The sequence below is a fragment of the Virgibacillus dokdonensis genome (assembly GCF_900166595.1).
Classification (GTDB): domain Bacteria; phylum Bacillota; class Bacilli; order Bacillales; family Amphibacillaceae; genus Virgibacillus; species Virgibacillus dokdonensis.
Genome location: NZ_LT745763.1, coordinates 3,821,159 through 3,840,878 on the forward strand (window position 1 = coordinate 3,821,159; position 19,720 = coordinate 3,840,878).

A 19,720-nucleotide genomic window follows, 5' to 3' on the forward strand; every position below is an offset into this window, starting at 1 on the left:
TTATCCCTCCCATGTAATCAATACTGGTTGATTTTCCAAATAATTTATGTATGAGCGTATGTCCTTCTGCCCGTCCACAAAGAAAATTCTACAACCCCTTTCATCTCCGTACGCTTTTATATTTTCAATACGCTGATAACCCATTTTTCTACTAGCAACGTAACCTGTCGTATAATCGGGATCATCTGACCAGCATAGTTCTGCAATAGTAGCAGGATGATTATTTACTTTCGCAGCTAGCGCAAGCGCTTCTCTTATTCTAGAATTAGCGGAAACATGATGATAACGTACCCATTTTTCAAAATCATTGCCCCGCCAATCTAATCTAGACACCCGAACTCCTTTTTCTTCTCGATCATCCAAGCGTTTACCTGAATGGGCATCTATTAAAACAGCTCCTCGCATAGACGAATATTGCGAAACAGTTTTAACGGCGCGGTCTATCACTTTTTTAGGGAGCCCTATTATTTCTAACAGTTGAAAAGCAACTGTTTTTCCTTCTTTTAAAAAGGTGTCTCTTTCTCTCACAAATCTTTCTACATTCGTCCATCTTTCTAAAGGTTGCACATATGTTACTGACTCAGGAATACTTTCTAATTGAATTTGCATAAAATCTGGTCTTCCCTTGCAATGCGTTAGTCCCTTTTCTAATAAATACATGGCAACTTGTTGAATATTAGAAAAACGAGCAATCCGCTCTCCGCCAGAAATATGTGTCCCCCCTTGTTCGTGACTACCGCCTTGAGCTGCCCTCATTCGTAAGTTATATAATTTATCCACTACTATTTCACCTCCCTATTTGTTAACCAATTTAATTTTAGGTTTACAATTAAATTGTATGCTCCCCTTTTCCAACTGTCAATAGGTTAAGAGAAACTTGGATTTTGACAAATCTTTATGAAAATCGATCGTTTTTCTATTCGAAAACTGTAGATTAAAACAAAAACTTTCACCAATTATTGATGGCGAAAGCAGTCACTTTTGCTTATACGATAGTCCCGAAACAGGATACTTTGCTATAATATAAAAAGAAGAAAAGTCTTTTTTAAAACCTCTCGTTTATTATTTCTATATCTTCATATCAACATTATAATGTGTGTTGGAAGAAAGCCTATAGGCGCTGAACGCTTCAAATTGGTTTACAAAATTATTCCAATTTTCTTTTAACATACGGATGGTATCATCTACCTTCATTTCGGAAAACTCATTCCACGATTCCCCAAATTGATTCTTTTGTATTTGCTTATATCCCTTCATCACCTCTTCATATTTATGCTGAAAGGAGATAACGTTTGATTTTAAAAATAAATGACTATACAGATTTTGCTCGTTTTGAACAAAGTGTTTTCCCTCCTGGATGTTGTTTATAGCATCCAACATTCGATCAGCAATATTTCTATACGGACCTTTCTTTTCCTTATGCTGGTTATATATAATCTCATATGTTTCCAATGATTTATTAACCGTCTGCTCGAGCTTAGCACTTGTATAGTCTTGCACAACTGCAAGAAACTCATTTTTCACAGAGGAATGTGGTATATTCTTAGCTATAAGATTTAACTTTTCCTTAGTTTGAAGATGGTACATACTTTCTATATCACTCGTCCATCCCTTAGAAAAATAATCATCATTTTGTCGCAATGCCTCTTTTACTAAATTGGTTAAATAATCCTTTTCAACCTTAGATATCCCTTCTAGATTTTCAAAAAACGAAGAAAAGTATTTATCGAATTCTGTACTTTTGCTTTGCTCTGTTTTTATCTTATTAATGGTTAATTTTTGATTAGGTATTCTTATCGTATCTACTACATCTGAAAGTAATTGTTTTTCCAATTTAATACTTGATGCATTCTTAATAGTAGTCTCACGAGGGACAGTATTTTTGAATAAATTACTCTGAAATAAGCTTTTATGAAAAGAAACATGATTTTTCAGCATACAATACCTCCTTTTAATGCGGGCGATACATGGAATAAGCAAAATGGTAGAGAGAATTTTCATTTGAATCTAATATATTACCATTAGATAGAAAAACTATAGGTATAATATCGAAATAGTGATGACTTGCAGGAGCAGTGTATGCATACTTTCCTGCAGCCTCTTGAATAGACGGAATTTCGATTATAAAATTACCATTACGATCTGTAGTACTAGATTCCATATAGACTTTATCGTTTCGCACAGCCACTATACGAGCTTCAACATTGGCATTTGGTACAGTAATACCATTTTCATCAAATAATTGACCTTTAACATTGATGAAATTTTTAATACGATATTTATACCCGTATCCATAATCAATATATCCCTCTACATTATCATCTGTACTGATATTTGATATCACAACTGACGTTCCCTCTTTAGCCTTTTCTCTTATATCTAGTGTGTATTTTTGATCAGCATCATATTCAAGTGATGTAGATTGAACTCTTAACAAATATGTACCTGCTGGAAACACTATTGAATAATTTGTATTATCGCCAAGACCTGCGAGGGCATTTAGTTCGGGATCAAATATATCAAGTTGATAATTAGCTGAGGAAGGATTATTTAAATTAACAGTAAACGTTTTTTCTTCATCAACTTGAAAAATTATCCAATCCATGTCATAACCATTATCTATTGTTTGTCTCAAATAGACATTATTTAAATTAGCTGATGCTTGATAAATATTGTCATCTGGTTCGTTCTGATCATGAGATGGGGAGTGTTGTACAATAAGGCAAACGGTGAATTTGGATCTGCACCAGAAACAGAATTAACCGCAATGTAATAAATACCTCCCTCAGTTAATTTACTCAATTGCTCATTTTTTCCACCCCCATAGCTCGAAGTAACTACTTCTTCTAAAGTCATTGTCTCTTCATTTAATTTAAAGAGGTGTAAATCATAATCAATAGATGTAGATTGAACTGTCTGCATTACAACCGTCAACTTCCCTGCCATACTATTTTCAAAGCGATACCACTTTTGCTGGCCTTCTTCTGTTATATAATCTTTATATACACCCTCAATATCAATAGCAGCTGCATTATTAGGAGAATCATTGGTAGCTTGATCAGATACTTTAGTAGGCTTAACTTCATTCTTTTTAACTCCTACACTTTTCTCTAACACCGATCTTGTGTTACCTTGTATTTTAATCATTTCCTCCGGTGACTCAAAATTTATAATTGTATTCTTCTCTAATGAGTTCTGAAGTTGAACTTTTGAAAAGTCTAATGTTTCACTGGCATTGACATAGTTAAAGAAACCAAAAACTGGAACGAGAAATGCTATAAGTAATGAAACTATAAATTTCTTCATCCTCTCTTCCCCTTTAAATTATATCGAACTTTTTTGAAATTTATTTAGTTATTTTCGCAATAATCTTTTTTTTGAAATATAGTTTACTTTCTCACCCCAGAAAAAAGGCACCCAACTAGATGGAAAAAATTCTACAACTTTACCGCGTGCATGTCGCAAGGATCACCTCCCAGCAAGTGGTTGATTCCTTCGACAGCGCACTCATTGTTTCGTAGCCCATGAGTGCGACCTGAAGAACCTTTTGCGAAAGTAAATACTCTATTGCCCTTTTCGTCTTATTACATTCACACCTTCCCTTTTACCGTAAACATCGGTAATAAAATGTTGCATGATTCCTTAAATTCCAATTGATTTTCTATATAAGGATGATGGCTGCTTTTCAACTTATGGACGATAGCATTGTTAAAACTCCATTTGGTAAGCAATAACGCTGACCTATTCAGTATCTACTATTTCAACGTAATATTCAATTTCTGCCCTTCAACTTGATCGTAACAGTTATATTTGTTGTAGCAATTGCCTCTCATAACGTATTCCCCCTACCCATTATTGATAAATCGATCTCCATAAATAAAATGTAGCGTAGGCTTGCCAATTTGCCCAATTAGTCCCTATTTCGCGTACATATTCTTTAGTTGGCTTTTGTTTTAATCCTACCACCTGTTTGATTGCATTTTGCAATCCTACGTCAGCAATTGGAAAAGCATTAGGAACACGCAAACATCGCATTAATACATAATGGGCTGTCCAAGAACCAATCCCTCTATATGCTGTCAGCATTTTTTCTGCTTCCTCTAAACTATTTGTAGCAAGTAATTTCTCCTTAGATATTTCGTTACAAACGATAGCACGTGCCATATCAATAATGTATTCACTTTTTCGTTTAGATAGCTGTAATGAAGTTAATTCGGACACAGATATATTTGCAATCACTTCCGGGGTTGGAAACAACCAAAACAATCTCTCATTCCATTGAACAGATGTCCCATATCGTTCTACTATCCTTCTTTTTAACTTATAAGCAAAGGAAAGGTTAATTTGTTGCCCGATAATTGCCCAACTTATTGCTTCAAAGAAATTCGGAATTCCTATTAGCCGCAGTCCATAATGAGTTTGGACAAGGCTCTTTAAATAAGGATCCTTCAAGGCGATTTTGTAAAAACCAGCTAGATTTGTATTTACATCGAACCATTCACTTACAAAGGTCGTAATTTTATCGCGATATGCTTCAGAAAAAGCGCAAGAGCTTTTCACAACTTTAACCAGCAATCCTCCACTCGTTGCTTCACGCAACACCATTAAAAAAACCACATCATCTATCTTTATTGCTTTTATAATTTCATTTTTCACCACTTGATACATGCATTCATGGTTTGCATTAGCTAAATAATGTAGATTTTCTTGAAATTGAAACACTTCAGGAACCGCAATACTCCATTCTTTTTCTACTAACATTGCAATCACTCCCTTTACTTTAGTTGTATCATACCTTTCACTCTAAAAGTTTCACTATCTTGCCACGATGTTTCTCATCCATTCATCTATTTGCTTAAAACCGTTATAATAAAAAGCATAAGGAAACGAGGTGAAACACATGACAAGTTCACTATCAGAAGAGCAATGGCACGCTATTATAACAAACGACGCTGCTTTTGATGCTGTCTTTCTATACGGTGTTCGCTCAACGGGTATATTTTGTCGCCCCTCTTGTAAATCACCAAATCCTAAAAAAGAATTTATTCGTATCTTTCAAAATTCCCAGCAAGCGTTGACAGAAGGTTACCGTCCCTGTAAACGTTGCAAGCCATGTGACGAACATATGCCTGATGAGGAATGGGTTTTGCAAATAAAACAGTTTATTGATACGCATTACGCTGAGCCATTGACATTAGCTCGATTAGCGAAACATTGTCATGGAAGCCCTTATTATTTGCAACGAACATTTAAGAAAATGATGAAAATATCACCAAATGATTATATACAGCAAATACGCATTTCTCATGCAAAAAAACAGTTAATACAAACAGATAAATCCATTGCTGAAATAGGTATGAAAGTTGGTTTACCTAACACGCCTTACTTCATTACGCTATTTAAACAATACACCGGGAAAACACCCAAACAATTTCGATCAGCGTTTAAAACAAATGGATTAAACTAAAATTTTGACTTGCTTCCCAACGGAAAAATAACGAGCTTCACGAAAAATTTTAACCACATCTATATTGGAGGAGAGTTGTAATGACCGTTTATTGGACAACTTGTAAACATGACACATGGGAATTTTATGCAGCTGCAACGGAAAAAGGATTGTGTTACCTAGGCCCGCGTCATTTAGCAAAAAATGAAATGGAGGTGTTTTTACAGAAGCAATTACCTAATGAGAGGATGGAGGAAAACGATCAGCCATTAATTCCCTATATAGCTGAACTACAAGAATATTTAAACGGGAACAGGAGGAACTTCGAACTTAAACTCGACCTTTATGGCACCCCTTTTCAGCAACAAGTTTGGCAAGCATTACAACAGATTCCGTTTGGACAAACAGTCACGTACTCTGATATTGCCAAATCTATCGAAAAACCAAAGGCAGTACGTGCTGTTGGAACAGCGATTGGAGCAAATCCGATTTTCATCATCGTTCCTTGCCATCGAGTTATTGGAAAAGATGGTGCCCTTACAGGATTTCGCGGAGGTTTAGATATGAAAGAGCGGCTGTTATTATTTGAGAAAAAGGTGTAGAAACATAATAACTGCATCATGTTATTTTTTTCTAAAAAGAACTTGGGTATGTAATTGCATAACTTGGCTTATCATTAAGCTTCCGTTTTTCCTTAGGAAGATTTAAATTCTTCTTTTCTGAAAGCAAACTCCCTTTTATAGTGCCCTACTTTTTCAACTTAAAGACAATAAAATCAGCACAGCGAAAATTCTCTTCAAAAGAAGGATATTTTTTTAACATTTCTTGAGATGGTTTTGGTTCTATTATTTTTTCTAATTCAAAACCAATTCCAAGTAAAGTATTCATATACGTCGTCAAAGTCCGATGGAATAGCAACACTTTCTCATCAACACCCAATCTTTGCTTATATACCCCTTCGTAAAAATATTGATCGACATCCCAGTGTAATTTGTTCCCACGGTGATCCTTATCCCATACACTTGCTGGCGTGACAAAGCATGGATGTAAAATAGAGAAAATAAAGGTGCCTCCATCAACTAATAAGCAATACATCTCGTGAAACGCTTTTTCAATATTTGCAAGGTCTTGCATCACCATGTTTAAAACAATAATATCAAAACTAGCATTTGTTAAAAAATGCAAATCCTCGCAATTTCCGTGGTGATATTCAATCGGTAATTCAACCGGTGTTCTATGTTTCGCCAACTCTAGCATTTTTGTGGAATAGTCTACAGCTGTTACTTTTGCTTTTGATTTTGCTAACAGTCTGCTAAAATAGCCTTCCCCACACCCAGCATCTAAAATCTTTTTGTTATTAACTGGTCCCAATAAAGAGAATAAAGTCGGGTTTAAAAACACTTCTTTATGTAAATCACCTTGTTCAGAATGATTTTCCGCATAAGATTTGGCAAAGCTATCCCATCTATTAATTGCTTCTTCGGCACCAATGTTCTTTTTCAACACACTTCCCCCCCCTCATTCATTTCACCTAAACTGGTACATCCTTTGCACATTATCGTGTAGTCAACTAGCTTGACTTTAGAAAAACTTGGTTTGTCGCCAAGTCTTATGGCGAATGGCGTAGTTTTTCTTATACTATAAACCTATAGACTTTTATGCTTTCCTATAGTGTTAAAAAGTAATCCATACCCCGGTTTTATCATCTGACATTTTAAATCTTGGATATCTTACACATTCCGGGTCATTAGCCTCAAGCTCGATTAAATCATTTGCATATGCTTGTAATCCTTTAGAAAGGATCTTGCTAATCATTACCTCCCAATAACAATCCTGTTCAGATACGCATTCTTTTGGAAGAAAAAACCCATCGGTAACCATCACAAGATGCTTTAATCCGTTTCTGTTTATTTTCCCAAATTCAATAAAATCGACTGCATCATTTTCGCCATTTAACACACCATAGCCAGCAAAAGTATTGCTTCTTTGTCTAATGGAGATTAATACGTCTTCTACACCCTCCCTCAAATCTTTTTGTTTATGTATTCCTTTATCAATAAGCTCTTTCCACTTATTTATGGCAACTCCTTCTAAAAACTCTGTTTGCGCTCGTGTTAGCACTCTTACAAATCCACTATCATAAACGGCAAAAATCATACAGTCGCCTGTTTGAATAAAGTCTATCCTATTTGGAGAAATCTTTACTAAAGCTAGTGCTGTCCCCCATAATTGTTCTTTTTTTGATGTGTCAATCGAATATTCTTTCATTTTAGTCTGTAGTTGCATGTTTATCTTTGCAAAATCATCCAGAAAGCTATCGCAATGTTGAAGTGATTCATAATAATTCTTCACTAGGTTAGAGGCAATATAACCGCCTGTTTCGTTCTCCTGAGTAAAAAAAGGTATGATAGAGGAAGCGCCATCCGCTACCCCATAGACTGAAATATTATCATTGATGATGACGGCATCTTCATTACATTCACTGACACCTTTACAAGTCACTGTTTCTATTTTCATTCTAAAATCTCCCTGTGAACAATATTTACAATCACTTTTTATACATTTTTTGTCGTCTATCGTTTTTTCCAACAGAACAATTTATTAAACCTTTTTGTTCATTGAACGCACTTCTTTTAAAAGTAGTGCTAAAATAACATGTAAATCAAATGCATAGTGCTCATGATTTTTCCCCATGTATTTCCGAACAAATATGAGATTACCAATTTCTATATCTGCGTTGACTTCTTCCGTACATTCTCTTTTTAATGCTAGATGAAGGTTCTCTCCATATTTTTGCCCGCCACCAGGTAAAATATAATACTATCCACCCTTATCTATTATCCCATAAACGTGTATAACGAGTAGCCTGATCTGAAATGTTTAATTCATACACATCAGGATTACTTAATTCTTTCCATTGCTCAAATCCAAAACTTTGATCATAATAATGCAGTAATAAAGAGATAATCCCGCCATGCGCAACAATAACTGTATGTGTAGCATGACTTTCCACAATATCCTCGACTACTGATATAATGCGGTTCATTGCTTCATTACTCGTTTCTCCGCCTTCATACTTTAAATCAAGTTTATGGTAGGTCGCTTTCAGTTTATCCATCCAATCTGAAAAAAGGTAGAACTCAGTACACGTTCCGTTAAACGTTCTTCTTGTTCAATTTCTAAATTCTTAATGTCTGCAAATGGCTTTATCGATTGAATCGCTCGTAAAAATGGACTCGAAATAATTCGATCAACCTTTCGTTCTGATACAAAGCCAGCTAATTCTTTCGCTTGCAACCACCCTCTTTCTGTAAGTGGTGCGTCAGCTGCTTGCCCTTCCGCTTCACAATGCCTAATAACGTAAATTGTTTTATCCATTTTATCGCCTCTATTCATTTTTATTTTCCACCTCATCATAACATTTATTTTCAGATATATCTTATGATGCAAAATATTAAATAAATCGGAAACAAAATAAGCCCACATCAGCGATGATATGCTCCCAATATGGTAGACAGAGAAATAATAAAAACTCTTTACTACGATATTGGGGGCATTTTCTATGTCTAAAAGAAGAAGTAAACATACGTTAGATGAAAGAATCGAGGCGGTATTACGTGTGATTGAGGGGATGGCGTCTGTCAGTACGATTGCTAAAGAATACGCTGTTGACCGTACTACGATTAACTCATGGGTGCGTAAATACGAAGCAGATGGGGTGGATGGTTTAAAGGAAGCGAGGACATGGAAGAAGTATTCCGGCGAACTGAAAAGGGAAGCTGTTGAATTTTATCTAAATGGAGAAGGCAGTCTGAGAATGACTTGTGAGAAGTTTAATATTTCATCTAATTCGGTTTTACGTCAATGGATAAACCAGTATACTAGTGGGAAAGAGATAAAATCTACTAGTAAAGGAAGAGAAACCATGACAAAAGGGCGTAAAACCACACTTCAAGAACGCATTGAAATTGTGCAATATACGATTGCGAACGAGCACAATTATCATGAGGCGGCTAAAAAGTATAACGTTTCTTATCAACAAGTATATAGCTGGCTGCGTAAATATGAAAAAGATGGGAAACAGGGTCTTCAGGATCGTCGTGGAAAAACACTAGAAACAAAGGCTAGCTTTACCGAAGAGGAGAAATTACAACTTCGTATTAAAGAATTGGAACACCGTAATCAGTATTTAGAGGCGGAGAATGGCTTATTAAAAAAGTTGAAGGAAATCGAAAGGGGGATGGGACAGCGCGACTAGGTAAACATCTAGCTAAATTTCAAGCGATTCATGACTATCACAAGGAGACAACAATACCCATTCTATTACTCTGTGAAATTTTAGATGTATCCCGATCTGGATACTATAAATGGTTGAAACATGAACCTACAGAAGGACAAAGGGAAAATGAGTGGCTCATGAAAAAAGTGAAAGAGGAATTCAGAAAGTATAACGGTAACTTCGGCTATCGTCGAATAACTATGGTGATCAATCGCAAATATAAGAAACAATATGACGAGAAAAGAATTAGACGCTTAATGATTCAAATGGGCTTAAAATCGCATATTCGTCGCTCGAATGGCTATTCCACAAAGACAAGCTATATCAATATTGAAGAAAACATTTTGAATCGTGAATTTACTGCGGAGAATCCGAATGAGAAGTGGGTAACGGATATTACGCATCTGACGTATGGCTTTGGTAACAAGGCTTATTTAAGTGCTATTAAAGATCTTTATGACGGTTCGATTGTCGCCTATCAGGTTGGGCGCTATAATGACAATCCTTTGGTTATGAACACGCTAAAAGAAGCTATAAAGGCAAATCCCGATGCAGCCCCTTTAATTCACAGCGATCGTGGTTCACAATACACATCAAAGGAATATCGTTATCTTACGGCAGAAGCTGGGATGAAACGCAGTATGTCACGTGTAGGTAATTGTATTGATAACGCACCAATTGAAAGCTTCTTTGGTCATTTTAAATGTGAAATCTATGACTTAAAGAATTACAAGAACTTTGAGGAGCTAGAAAAAGATATTGATAAGTATATTACATTTTATAATGAGGAACGATACCAAAAGAGATTAAACAGCCTAGCACCATTAGAATACCGGCGCCAGGCTGTGGCATAATTTTTTATTTTTTAACTGTCTACTTGACAGGGCGCAGATCAGCGATTCTATTAGCAATAATTCTTATCACTCTATAGCTAAGTGTCGTTGCTTTTGTGGATTATGGATCTCCAACCACTTCTCAGCTTCTCTTATCATCCATGAACCCATATCTTCTAAAAAATCAACTATTTCATAAGGATTTTCTACTGGATGAATAGCGTAGGTAAGAGCTTGTTTCGTCTGCATCTCTTTCTCAGGATAATACGTAGAAAATAATTGATAAGCTGGAAATAAATCTCTTGTATATTTGTTTTCTATCTACGGTTTTGACCTACAGCAGCCGTAACAAAATAGAACCAGCCTATTATGTTGCCAAAATGATATCCAAAAGGGCGCCTCACAAATTTTGCTGCATCACCTGCCTCTGAATATTCACGTACCAAACATGCGAAAGTATAAGCTAAAGGCAAACTGATGAAACTCCCCATTAACCAAGATAAATTTATGCAGGCGCTGTAACCGTTGTCATAACTATCAATAAATACTTGCCATTTAAAAATCCTAAACAAGGCAGCAAGCTAATGGTTTGAATTTTGATTATTTATGGTATAATAAGGGTAACAACATACAATAATAAAATGACCGCCAGCGTGTCAGCGCTGACGATCTGATGCAATAGCATGATTCCCTGCAAGGGGGATTGGCTGTATAGGTTTAAAATAAGCACCCACAGGAGCCGTTAACTCAATGGGGGGCTTATTTTTTTTGGTCAAATGACAGCATAGCTACAATCAGCACTCCGAAGTTCAATGCAATCATCAGTGCTTCGAATACTGTCATTGGCACCACCTCCTTTCTATCGGAGATGAATGCCAACCCGCCCATGAGTTTATCAAACTATTGTTCTTCTATTATATCATTTCATCCAAATTCTCGCCTCCCTCAAACTAGAAACAGTATGACGGAGAATTTATTCAACCAATGTTTTTAATAATTCGCAATATGTCACCCTTTCTACTATTTATACTTCTTTGCTTTTAAACATTCCACTTGAAATTGCTTTGGTGTACAACCATTACAACGTTGAAATGCTTTATAAAAGCTGGATGTACTCTGATACCCTACTTGAAAACCAATTTCTATTCCATTTAAATTTGCAGTCTGAAGCAATTGTCTTGCATGGTTAATTCTAACTTTTTCTAAGTAGGTACGTGGTGTATAGCCAGTATGGTGCTTAAAAACCCTATTTAAATGAAACTTGCTAACCCCCACTTCCAAAGCTATGTCTTGGAGGTAATAGGTTTTCCAATAATCATTTTCAATTATTTCTTTCGTATCTTCTACAATGGAGCGAACAGGATCATAGAATCTGAACGGCACTGAACCTAATACAGCAACAACATATAAAGCGACTCCTTCGTATAACCCAATCGTCCGCTTCACATAAATCGCCTCCCCTTATTAATCACTTTAGCAATTAAAAAGAGGAGGTTCTTCGCTTTTTTTGCTATTTAATTTTTGTCATATCAAAACAATCATTTAATAAGCCATTAAACAGTTGGCTTTACTTTATTGGTACCCATACCTCACTGTAGTGATCCTCTGAATAAGGATCATCATCAGTTGAATATACTTCCATTTCTGGTCCACCAGCATGCTCATATCCAGTTGAAGGAAACCATTCAGAAAAGATTCTCTCCCATGTTTTTTGCATTGCTTCTGGCATGGCTCCATAGACAGGAAAAACAGCCCAAGTCGCAGCAGGAATTTTTCTTATCTCCCAATCAGAAGGAACTTGATCCATGTTCTTTTCTGTACAAATTAGATAAGTTACATTTTCTTGTTGTTTATCAAAGTCCATACAAATTCCAAGGATTCCTAGAGAACCACAACTCTTTGCAAGCTCGTTAGTAAATCCATTGGCATTTGACTCGTCCCAGAAGGCTGGTATCTTTTGATGATTCTCTCCACCAATAATCGTCGTACGAATACTTTTTCCTACAACCTCAAAAGCATCTTTTTTCACCATTCTGTAATCCATTTCTACATCACCCTTCAATTGAATTTGAAAAGAGAGTTTGGGATAAGCTTTCAAAGGATGGACATTTTTCCTAGCGTTTATTGGACTGACACCATGGATTCGTCGAAAAGCTTTTGTAAAAGATTCTGGAGTCTCATATCCATATTTCAGCGCAACATCAATTACTCTTGCTTTCGAATTAATCAGCTCCTGGGTAGCCACAGTAATTCGGCGATTACGGATATACGCATTCAGGGTGTACCCAGTTAACATGTGGAACATTCGCTGAAAATGAAACTTAGACATACAAGCCACTGAAGCAATCTCATCCATATGAAGATTACTTGATAAATTACGTTCGATAAATTCTATACTGTCCAACATCCTTTGTAGTTCTTTCACCTAGCATTCTCCCTCCTCGACATTCATTGTAATGAAATGGATTCATTCCTTCCTGTTCATCTGTGCTTTATATTGACAGAGTGATAGTCTACCTAAGGTAAGCAGTAGGGTTTTGGGTTTTCTTTCATCCCCGCTAATTGTTGTAGTCCTAAAGTTTCTGGACGAATGAGGGAATTAAGTGCTCTGACCGCCACTGAACCTTGCCTGCAACAACGTTCATAAGTTTATCCCAACACCATACTTACTAATTCATCCAACGTTCCAAAGCATTTCTTCACTTCAGGTAAATGATAGAATGTGCTTGTTGTAGCAGAATTATTGACTTCTTTATTTGGTGAATAAAGAAAGATTTTTTTCCTACGTCCTAATGCTATTCCCATTTCAATATGACTTCCTTTTCCTGCAGGAAGTAAGACGATAATAACATCCGCTGCAATTACTGCATCTTTTTGTTTTTGACCTATACATTTTAAAGCTTCAATTGTCGAAGCCCTGTCATTTTTTGTCCAGTCATATGTTAGTACATGGCCTTCCTTTATGAATAAACCACGAATATAACGTACACTTTCTATATTTTTAAAACTTGAAGCAATATAAAAATTCACTAGTCCCCCCCTTTTTTCTCTTCTCTGTTATACGTATCAATAATGTAACCCCTTTGAGATGGAGATTTATTTTTTATCCATTGATAATCATTTCTGTAATTTCTAACTTTTCTTTTTATAATAACATATTAGAAAGGATGAGTTTTCTATGATCAACAAATTAACTGGTTTTAAATTTAAAAAATATCGGCAACACTCCCACCAATAATTACTTACCTTCGTTGAATTGTAAGCTATCTAAAAATTTTCGATAAGCATTATTTATAAAAGTATCCTTTCTTCGTATAAACACTGTTTTTACGGTTGCATATCTATCTGGGAGTTTATGAATACGTAGCTTGCCATCTGTTTGGTGTTGGCTAACTAGTGATTCGGTGATAACAGCAATTCCTAAACCAGCTTTTACACAACCAATAATTGCCTCTAATGTCCCAAACTCCATCATTTTCATAGGAACCATTCCCTCATCACGAAGCCACAGTTCCAACCGTTTTCTGTGAATACAATGAGGACGGGTTAGAAGTGTCCGTTTCTGCAAATTCGTTATAGAATGTAATGATTCTGGCTGACTATCTGTTATAACAACAAGTTCTTCCTCCATGATTGGTATTTGGATAAGATGAGGATGTTTAACAGGTCCCACTACAAACGCCCCATCTAGTTTAAAATCAAGTACATCGTTAATAAGCTCTTCTGTTGCACCAATAGTTAATGATAATTCTACCTGAGGATATTTTTTATTATAAGAAGCAAAAACAGATGGTAATCTAACGGATGCTGTTGTCTCATTTGCACCTATGGAAATGGGACCACGAGGTTTTTCAGAATCTTGAATTGCCTTTTTTGTCTCTTCCATTAGACGCAAAATTTGGTCTGTATAAGATAAGAGTTGTTTCCCCTTTGAAGTTAATGAAACTCCTCGAGGATGTCTGTAGAATAGTTCTGTTTGTAGTTCTGCTTCTAATTTTTTGACTACCCTCGTTATGTTAGACTGAGCATAATTCAATTGTTCAGCCACCCTTGTGATACTGCCTTCATGAGCTAAAGTTTTGAAAATAAATAATTCCTTCACATCCACTAAGCATGCTCCTTTAGACATCATTTTAAATGATTGATTTAATCTTATTTAATCATTTTTAATACAAAGCTAAAAGTATTATGATATGAGTGAAGAACATTTTCTTTCAAAAATTATTTTAGGGAAGGAATGCATGTATTTGATACCTGTACATCGATTAAAAGCAAGAATAACAGAGGAAGAGCATGATCTATTAACTAAAGAGCAGCGTACTTTGTGGGAAATCGCTCTAGAGAACTTGGAAATGCAGTCAAATAGTTTAAAAGAGAATGACAGTTCGAAAAGAGCTAGTGAAACGTTAACAACATGCATTCTTCACGAATGGGAAAAAAAGAGAAATAAGTTAAATGAATTAGAAGATGTATATAAAAAATGCAATGAAGCAATAGATCTTTGGAAGCGCCTAAAAAAACAAATAGATCAACTGCCTCTAGATCAATCTCAAAAGGATTATTGGCTAAAGCAGGAAAAAAAGAAAGCAGAATTATTGGGTCATACGAAGCGAGCATGTCTATGGGAGGAAATAGAAAATTTTATAAACAGCATGGAAAACCTTCACAAGCTACTAAAGTTTTAATTCAAGAACAATATCGTAAAGTAAATTTTTATTCAATAGGAGTTCTCCCTTTCCCCCTACTAAGTATATAGCACCTCAAAAGGAAGAACCACTAGTCATATAACCAAATTGAGGAATTAGATATCATTATTTTCATTAAAGGATTAACGTTTGCAGTGGTTGGTTACAACCATTTATATTTGGGCTTATAGCACGATTTCGTAAGTATAATGAAATAATATGACATAGTGAATTTGATCTTATTTACCGTTTATACTATTTAATCTTCAATATGGAAATACTGTGTTCTACGTTTCGTTATTTAGAAATAAGTAATCCCTTTCATCTATCACCTTTGGATAATACACTATTTTTAATGGTTAAACCTGTAACGATCCACGAAAGCCTCTAGAACTATAGTAAGAAGAAGCTCCATTATGATACACAAAAACATGCCCGAAACGAAAATCACAGAAAAGAGCTCCACCAAGGTTTCTAATGTCAGGAGGGGTGGCAATCCAACTCGACGTTTTCCTATCAAAATCGCCAAGTTTCTGCAAGGCTCGATACTGGTCTTCTGTTAAAAGTTCAATGCCCATAGCGGTAGCCATATCAACGGCATTATTTTCTGGTTTATGTTTTTTTCTGGACTCCAGCGCTTCACGATCATAACAAACACTTCTGCGGCCCTTAGGACTTTCCACAGCACAATCATAGAAAGTATACGTATCTGTCTCTTTATCATACCCAACCACATCTGGTTCACCGCCTGTTTGTTCCATTTCATGAAGGGACCTCATTTTTTCAGCATTTGCTTCCAGTTTTTCTTGCACTTTAGCCCATTCAAGCTCTTTATGGCGGTTCCTATTTTTCTCAAAACGAGCTTGCAATACGTTAAGTAATTCTTCCTTTTGTTCTAATGATAAATCCTTCTTACCGTTGATTTCACTATTCTTTGTCATGTTAATTCCCACCCACTTGTATATTACTTGAGCCGTACACTATAATACCTCATTGCTTTCGGAACACCTTTAATTTCAAAAATACCTTTTAAAATCAATTGTCGTACTCTATACTCAAAAAAGGAATCACCGATAGATTGATTTAAATGCCCCATTACTTCCCCAATAAGTCGTGCAGAATGTATGAAGTCGTTATATCCCCTCTCTTTGTGTAGCTGTTTAGCTTTATTTATAATGTAGTTATCATAATACGTTTCCTCTACATTTATTATTTCTCGCTTTTCCCATATCCTTAGGCATTCCTTCATAGTAGATAATGCTTGCCATTCTTCTACAAATTCTTCAAGTTGATGTTGACTTACTGGAGCTTGTTTTCTACTTTCTTCATATATCATTACTAATTTTTCAGGTAAAATTTCTCCCGTATGTAATGGGAAACATTCATTATTTGGGACATTAAATTGATCTTTATACTTCTTGCTCGCGTTTAATATAAAAATGTCATTGATTTTATCTTTTAATAGAAAGAGAACATATCGCAAAGCGGTTTGTTCATGGGCATTTTCACCAGTCCATATCATTATTGGAGTGGTTTTTGGAATAGCTTTCATCATAGATACAGTGTGGTTAAAAATATAGTTGTATTCATCTATGTATTCGTCATCAAGATTGATATGATTTTTTAACCATTCATATCTATAATTAAGCCCCTCCTCTTTATGTAATTGCCAGATGGGACCAACCTCTAACATATCCGAAAAACGAATGATTCTCTCCTCTTCTTGGTAATTCAATTCTTTTAAAGCTTGTTTTAAAGAGCCAGACGTAGAGTCACCAAAAACAATATGTACTGCACGATAACCTTTATGACTTTTTATATCCAATTGATTTTCTTTATATTCTAGAAAGGAATGATAGGTTCTTTCTAGATCCTTCACTAACTGGCTTTTTGTATATTGATCTGTTTTCTCGTGGGCTTCCATGCTCATAAACATAGATAGTAAAAGATCATGCATTTCCTCTTCCGTCGTATTTTTAAGCAGTCTTTTTATTTCATGAATCAAATAATCACTCCTTTATATATATTTTTCCATAAAACCCAATTGTATTCTTTTTCCTGTTCATTTCTTCGTCTCTTAATACACATATACCCTAGATTTGAAGCTAGCTTAAACATAAACCATAAAAGTCAACTTCATTTTTTCCCTGGTACTTAATTTACCATAAAATTAACGGAATCAGCTCAGTACAAAAAGCAAACGTATAGCAAATTAATAATGTTCTGTACTGATGCCTTGTTGATTTTTTTCTTTCACTTGCTTTAATGTTGCTACGATAAGAAAGCTAACAATTACCAATAAGACCCATGAGCTTACCTTACCTAAATGAACCAGACTCCATGCATCCGTTTGATTCGGATATTCCCAAGCGCCAAATAATGTGACAATATTTTCAGCAATCCATATAAAAAATCCAATAAGAATAAAAGAAAATACGAGTGGCATACGATATTTGATTCCGCCGACTTCATATGTAACCCAAGCTCGCCAAAAAACAATAATGACAAGTGCTGCTAACCACCAACGAACATCGATCCAGAAATGATGCGTGAAAAAATTTAAATAAATTGCAGTTGCAAGAGGGACAACTACTAAAAACGGGGGCCAATTGACCAATTTTATGTCCAATCTCCTCCAAGCCTGACAGAGATAACTTGCTACACTTGCATACATGAATCCACTATACAATGGAACACCAAAAACTTTAAAATACCCTTCTTCTGGATACGTCCAAGACCCCATGTTTACTTTAAATATCTCAAGGGCAAGCCCAATGAGGTGAAAGACGGTAATCACCTTCAACTCATCTCGTGTTTCTAATCCAGAACGAACCATGATCCACTGCATGAGGAGACAGATAATAAGCAGCCAGTCATATCGTGGTAGAAATGGTAAAGTTACCATTTGTGTAAGCGCCAATGAAGCAAAAATAACGACTGGAAATAGACAAGATAAAGCTTGTTCCCAACCAAAACGAACGAGCTGTTTCAATCCGCTTATACTTTGCGCCAATATGGTTTTTTTCTGGGAATTTCTTTGACTGCCGAAATTCATGATCTCTCCCCTTTTACAAGCCTATTCATGTCAAAATTAAAAGCACATTTTTTTCCAAACAAAGGAATGTCCTTGCTTGCCTACTTTTCTTCTAATTCTTGATCCATTTCCGCTGCAACATGTCCCATTTCAGGTACTAGGAAAATACACAACACAAGGATTGGAAATAAATCCTATAAACGTCGCCTTCTTCATAAAAACCACCTCATTGATTTGTTAGTTGTTGATTTTAACATATTATTTATTGTAATTCAATAAATAATATTCTTTTTTTGATACATACTTCATGATAATCATTTTCAAGCGTAAGGGTAAAGGAGTAGTGAAGTAGGACAATTCTATAAGCTTATGAAGCAAAATTTTTAGAGAGATCAGCATTAGTGAAACTTGACTTGACGTCAATGCTTGATGACAAAAAAACGCTACCGTCTTTTCTTATAAAACAAATAAGCGTCGCCATCACTGACCACGCCTCTTGCAAAATATTTTCATTTCCATAGGATGACTTCAAGTTTTTAAAAATCGACATAGATATCACAAATATCTTCCTTGCTTTTTCAAAGTAACCATTCTAAATCATAGCTATTTTCAAAATAGTCTTTTTGTAAATGATTTCATCGGCTAACATTTTAAGCTAACCTCTATACATAAAGGTCGAACATATTTACATCATAACCAAGCTGTTTCATGTAATTAAAGAATTGACCTCGATGATGGAACAGGTGGGAAACCTCTTCAACTAACCAGTGTGCTTGAATCTCAGCTTTTTCAAGATAAAAGGGCTTTGTTTTTTTTGTCAAAAAATCTTCTTCAGACAAAGAAAGCATATAATCCTTATAATCTTTAAAACCTTTATTCATTCCTTCAATCATAACATCAGCAGATTCCATATTATTATACTTCGCTTCTAATTTTTCGATTGTTTCTTGATCCTTCTCCAACCATAGATGAAGATCAACTTCTGGTATAGAAATAATATGTTGAGCGAGCTCTTTAAGACTTCGCATATTGTCAGATGGCTTATACTCCCAATCCTCCGCTTGTACCTTTTTCAGCAAACCTTCCATGGATCTTATACCAATTGCAAGTTCAGACAATAATTCATTTCTTAAAATATCTACAGCGTTCATTCCTCTCATCACCTTTTCATTTAATTTGTTTATTCTGTCATGGAATAATGACAGATTACGACATCAACAATGCATTTTTGTTAACTATTCACCACATAGCTTCACTTGAAGTAGACAATTTTCACTACAACCCACGGAAAACCTTTGTTTCCAAGAGGCTTAATGCTGACAACCCTCCCTCTAAAGATCAGATGATTCTGATTTCTTTGTTATCTATGACATCTTACGCATAGAAGATTTGTTTGGTTTCCTCTATCTTGTTTCTCCATGCAACCTTCTCATTAAATTAGAC

At 35.4% G+C, this 19,720-nt stretch carries 23 protein-coding genes and 1 pseudogene; 4 read left to right on the plus strand and 20 right to left on the minus strand.

Translation table 11 applies throughout. From position 1 onward, the window contains the following. The 5 genes from bioW to B2C77_RS19260 all read right to left on the minus strand — a co-directional run bounded on the left by bioW (position 1) and on the right by B2C77_RS19260 (position 4,761). A complete protein-coding gene (bioW, locus tag B2C77_RS19240) occupies positions 1-786 on the minus strand; it encodes a 6-carboxyhexanoate--CoA ligase (protein ID WP_141130770.1) in 786 nt (261 codons plus the stop codon). 282 nt (positions 787-1,068) lie between these two features. Further along, positions 1,069-1,938: a hypothetical protein gene (locus tag B2C77_RS19245; protein WP_141130771.1), complete on the minus strand. Its 870-nt coding sequence runs from the start codon at positions 1,936-1,938 to the stop codon at positions 1,069-1,071. Between the two features lie 13 nt (positions 1,939-1,951). Next, positions 1,952-2,635: a carboxypeptidase-like regulatory domain-containing protein gene (locus B2C77_RS19250; protein ID WP_141130772.1), complete on the minus strand. Its 684-nt coding sequence runs from the start codon at positions 2,633-2,635 to the stop codon at positions 1,952-1,954. Positions 2,636-2,646: 11 nt separating this feature from the next. Further along, positions 2,647-3,306: a pre-peptidase C-terminal domain-containing protein gene (locus tag B2C77_RS19255; protein WP_077706518.1), complete on the minus strand. Its 660-nt coding sequence runs from the start codon at positions 3,304-3,306 to the stop codon at positions 2,647-2,649. Between the two features lie 546 nt (positions 3,307-3,852). After that, complete coding sequence (locus B2C77_RS19260) at positions 3,853-4,761, minus strand: DNA-3-methyladenine glycosylase family protein (RefSeq protein WP_077706519.1); 909 nt, start codon at positions 4,759-4,761, stop codon at positions 3,853-3,855. Between the two features lie 139 nt (positions 4,762-4,900). Here B2C77_RS19260 and B2C77_RS19265 point away from each other — a divergent pair, with 139 nt between their 5' ends. Continuing rightward, positions 4,901-5,467: a bifunctional transcriptional activator/DNA repair enzyme AdaA gene (locus B2C77_RS19265; RefSeq protein ID WP_077706520.1), complete on the plus strand. Its 567-nt coding sequence runs from the start codon at positions 4,901-4,903 to the stop codon at positions 5,465-5,467. Between the two features lie 80 nt (positions 5,468-5,547). Continuing rightward, positions 5,548-6,048: a methylated-DNA--[protein]-cysteine S-methyltransferase gene (locus B2C77_RS19270; RefSeq protein WP_077706521.1), complete on the plus strand. Its 501-nt coding sequence runs from the start codon at positions 5,548-5,550 to the stop codon at positions 6,046-6,048. 145 nt (positions 6,049-6,193) lie between these two features. Here the strand turns inward: B2C77_RS19270 and B2C77_RS19275 are convergent, their stop codons facing one another. From B2C77_RS19275 to B2C77_RS22580, 4 genes are all read right to left on the minus strand, one after another. Then, positions 6,194-6,949: a class I SAM-dependent methyltransferase gene (locus B2C77_RS19275; RefSeq protein WP_077706985.1), complete on the minus strand. Its 756-nt coding sequence runs from the start codon at positions 6,947-6,949 to the stop codon at positions 6,194-6,196. A 171-nt stretch (positions 6,950-7,120) separates the two neighbouring features. Further along, positions 7,121-7,963: a PP2C family serine/threonine-protein phosphatase gene (locus tag B2C77_RS19280; protein WP_077706522.1), complete on the minus strand. Its 843-nt coding sequence runs from the start codon at positions 7,961-7,963 to the stop codon at positions 7,121-7,123. Positions 7,964-8,276: 313 nt separating this feature from the next. Next, the gene (locus B2C77_RS22575; protein ID WP_335726972.1) at positions 8,277-8,564 is read right to left on the minus strand and encodes a histidine phosphatase family protein; all 288 of its coding nucleotides are present in this window, start codon (positions 8,562-8,564) and stop codon (positions 8,277-8,279) included. Next, positions 8,552-8,842 (minus strand): histidine phosphatase family protein, encoded by a 291-nt coding sequence (locus tag B2C77_RS22580; protein WP_335726973.1) that lies wholly within the window; start codon positions 8,840-8,842, stop codon positions 8,552-8,554. The genes B2C77_RS22575 and B2C77_RS22580 overlap by 13 nt, the downstream gene beginning before the upstream one ends. 166 nt (positions 8,843-9,008) lie before the next feature. On the opposite strand from B2C77_RS22580, the gene B2C77_RS19290 reads away from it, so the two are divergent. Next, positions 9,009-10,579 (plus strand): IS3 family transposase gene (locus B2C77_RS19290; protein ID WP_141130719.1). Its coding sequence is split into 2 segments (ribosomal slippage): positions 9,009-9,672 and positions 9,672-10,579, totalling 1,572 coding nucleotides; the frame shifts between segments, so codons are not numbered across the junction. A 66-nt stretch (positions 10,580-10,645) separates the two neighbouring features. On the opposite strand, the gene B2C77_RS21810 is transcribed toward B2C77_RS19290, so the two are convergent. The 7 genes and pseudogenes from B2C77_RS21810 to B2C77_RS19310 form a co-directional block, all read right to left on the minus strand. Beyond that, positions 10,646-10,807 (minus strand): hypothetical protein, encoded by a 162-nt coding sequence (locus B2C77_RS21810; protein ID WP_170861792.1) that lies wholly within the window; start codon positions 10,805-10,807, stop codon positions 10,646-10,648. 80 nt (positions 10,808-10,887) lie between these two features. Then, positions 10,888-11,037 (minus strand): annotated as a pseudogene (locus tag B2C77_RS22225) (amino acid permease); the annotation flags it as partial. A 280-nt stretch (positions 11,038-11,317) separates the two neighbouring features. Next, complete coding sequence (locus B2C77_RS22585) at positions 11,318-11,446, minus strand: putative holin-like toxin (protein ID WP_367946653.1); 129 nt, start codon at positions 11,444-11,446, stop codon at positions 11,318-11,320. A 132-nt stretch (positions 11,447-11,578) separates the two neighbouring features. Beyond that, positions 11,579-12,004, minus strand: a complete 426-nt coding sequence (locus B2C77_RS19295) for a helix-turn-helix transcriptional regulator (RefSeq protein WP_237342802.1) — start codon at positions 12,002-12,004, stop codon at positions 11,579-11,581. A gap of 121 nt (positions 12,005-12,125) precedes the next feature. After that, positions 12,126-12,983, minus strand: coding sequence for an AraC family transcriptional regulator (locus B2C77_RS19300; protein ID WP_237342803.1), 858 nt, complete (start codon positions 12,981-12,983; stop codon positions 12,126-12,128). Between the two features lie 224 nt (positions 12,984-13,207). Then, complete coding sequence (locus B2C77_RS19305) at positions 13,208-13,588, minus strand: TIR domain-containing protein (protein WP_077706523.1); 381 nt, start codon at positions 13,586-13,588, stop codon at positions 13,208-13,210. Positions 13,589-13,796: 208 nt separating this feature from the next. Then, positions 13,797-14,690 carry a LysR family transcriptional regulator gene (locus B2C77_RS19310; RefSeq protein ID WP_254844009.1) on the minus strand — a complete coding sequence of 298 codons (894 nt, stop codon included), beginning with the start codon at positions 14,688-14,690 and terminating at the stop codon, positions 13,797-13,799. Between the two features lie 61 nt (positions 14,691-14,751). Between B2C77_RS19310 and B2C77_RS19315 the strand changes: the two genes are divergently transcribed. Beyond that, positions 14,752-15,243: a hypothetical protein gene (locus B2C77_RS19315; protein ID WP_141130773.1), complete on the plus strand. Its 492-nt coding sequence runs from the start codon at positions 14,752-14,754 to the stop codon at positions 15,241-15,243. 359 nt (positions 15,244-15,602) lie between these two features. Here the strand turns inward: B2C77_RS19315 and B2C77_RS19320 are convergent, their stop codons facing one another. The 4 genes from B2C77_RS19320 to B2C77_RS19335 all read right to left on the minus strand — a co-directional run bounded on the left by B2C77_RS19320 (position 15,603) and on the right by B2C77_RS19335 (position 19,428). Further along, complete coding sequence (locus tag B2C77_RS19320; RefSeq protein ID WP_077706526.1) at positions 15,603-16,184, minus strand: DUF4256 domain-containing protein; 582 nt, start codon at positions 16,182-16,184, stop codon at positions 15,603-15,605. 23 nt (positions 16,185-16,207) lie between these two features. Beyond that, a complete protein-coding gene (locus tag B2C77_RS19325; protein WP_077706527.1) occupies positions 16,208-17,248 on the minus strand; it encodes a DUF1835 domain-containing protein in 1,041 nt (346 codons plus the stop codon). Between the two features lie 207 nt (positions 17,249-17,455). Beyond that, the gene (locus B2C77_RS19330; RefSeq protein ID WP_176087406.1) at positions 17,456-18,244 is read right to left on the minus strand and encodes a DUF817 domain-containing protein; all 789 of its coding nucleotides are present in this window, start codon (positions 18,242-18,244) and stop codon (positions 17,456-17,458) included. Between the two features lie 695 nt (positions 18,245-18,939). Continuing rightward, positions 18,940-19,428 (minus strand): DinB family protein, encoded by a 489-nt coding sequence (locus B2C77_RS19335; protein WP_077706529.1) that lies wholly within the window; start codon positions 19,426-19,428, stop codon positions 18,940-18,942. Positions 19,429-19,720: the final 292 nt, after the last annotated feature.

What these genes read in the sequence shown, in the direction of transcription:
- B2C77_RS19245 (WP_141130771.1), bottom strand. Translation starts at nt 1,938, where the DNA reads ATGCTGAAAAATCATGTTTCTTTTCATAAAAGCTTATTTCAGAGTAAT.
- B2C77_RS19255 (WP_077706518.1), bottom strand. Translation starts at nt 3,306, where the DNA reads ATGAAGAAATTTATAGTTTCATTACTTATAGCATTTCTCGTTCCAGTT.
- B2C77_RS19260 (WP_077706519.1), bottom strand. Translation starts at nt 4,761, where the DNA reads ATGTTAGTAGAAAAAGAATGGAGTATTGCGGTTCCTGAAGTGTTTCAA.
- B2C77_RS19265 (WP_077706520.1), top strand. Translation starts at nt 4,901, where the DNA reads ATGACAAGTTCACTATCAGAAGAGCAATGGCACGCTATTATAACAAAC.
- B2C77_RS19270 (WP_077706521.1), top strand. Translation starts at nt 5,548, where the DNA reads ATGACCGTTTATTGGACAACTTGTAAACATGACACATGGGAATTTTAT.
- B2C77_RS19280 (WP_077706522.1), bottom strand. Translation starts at nt 7,963, where the DNA reads ATGAAAATAGAAACAGTGACTTGTAAAGGTGTCAGTGAATGTAATGAA.
- B2C77_RS22575 (WP_335726972.1), bottom strand. Translation starts at nt 8,564, where the DNA reads ATGGATAAACTGAAAGCGACCTACCATAAACTTGATTTAAAGTATGAA.
- B2C77_RS22580 (WP_335726973.1), bottom strand. Translation starts at nt 8,842, where the DNA reads ATGAATAGAGGCGATAAAATGGATAAAACAATTTACGTTATTAGGCAT.
- B2C77_RS21810 (WP_170861792.1), bottom strand. Translation starts at nt 10,807, where the DNA reads ATGCAGACGAAACAAGCTCTTACCTACGCTATTCATCCAGTAGAAAAT.
- B2C77_RS22585 (WP_367946653.1), bottom strand. Translation starts at nt 11,446, where the DNA reads ATGGGCGGGTTGGCATTCATCTCCGATAGAAAGGAGGTGGTGCCAATG.
- B2C77_RS19310 (WP_254844009.1), bottom strand. Translation starts at nt 14,690, where the DNA reads ATGATGTCTAAAGGAGCATGCTTAGTGGATGTGAAGGAATTATTTATT.
- B2C77_RS19315 (WP_141130773.1), top strand. Translation starts at nt 14,752, where the DNA reads ATGAGTGAAGAACATTTTCTTTCAAAAATTATTTTAGGGAAGGAATGC.
- B2C77_RS19320 (WP_077706526.1), bottom strand. Translation starts at nt 16,184, where the DNA reads ATGACAAAGAATAGTGAAATCAACGGTAAGAAGGATTTATCATTAGAA.
- B2C77_RS19335 (WP_077706529.1), bottom strand. Translation starts at nt 19,428, where the DNA reads ATGAACGCTGTAGATATTTTAAGAAATGAATTATTGTCTGAACTTGCA.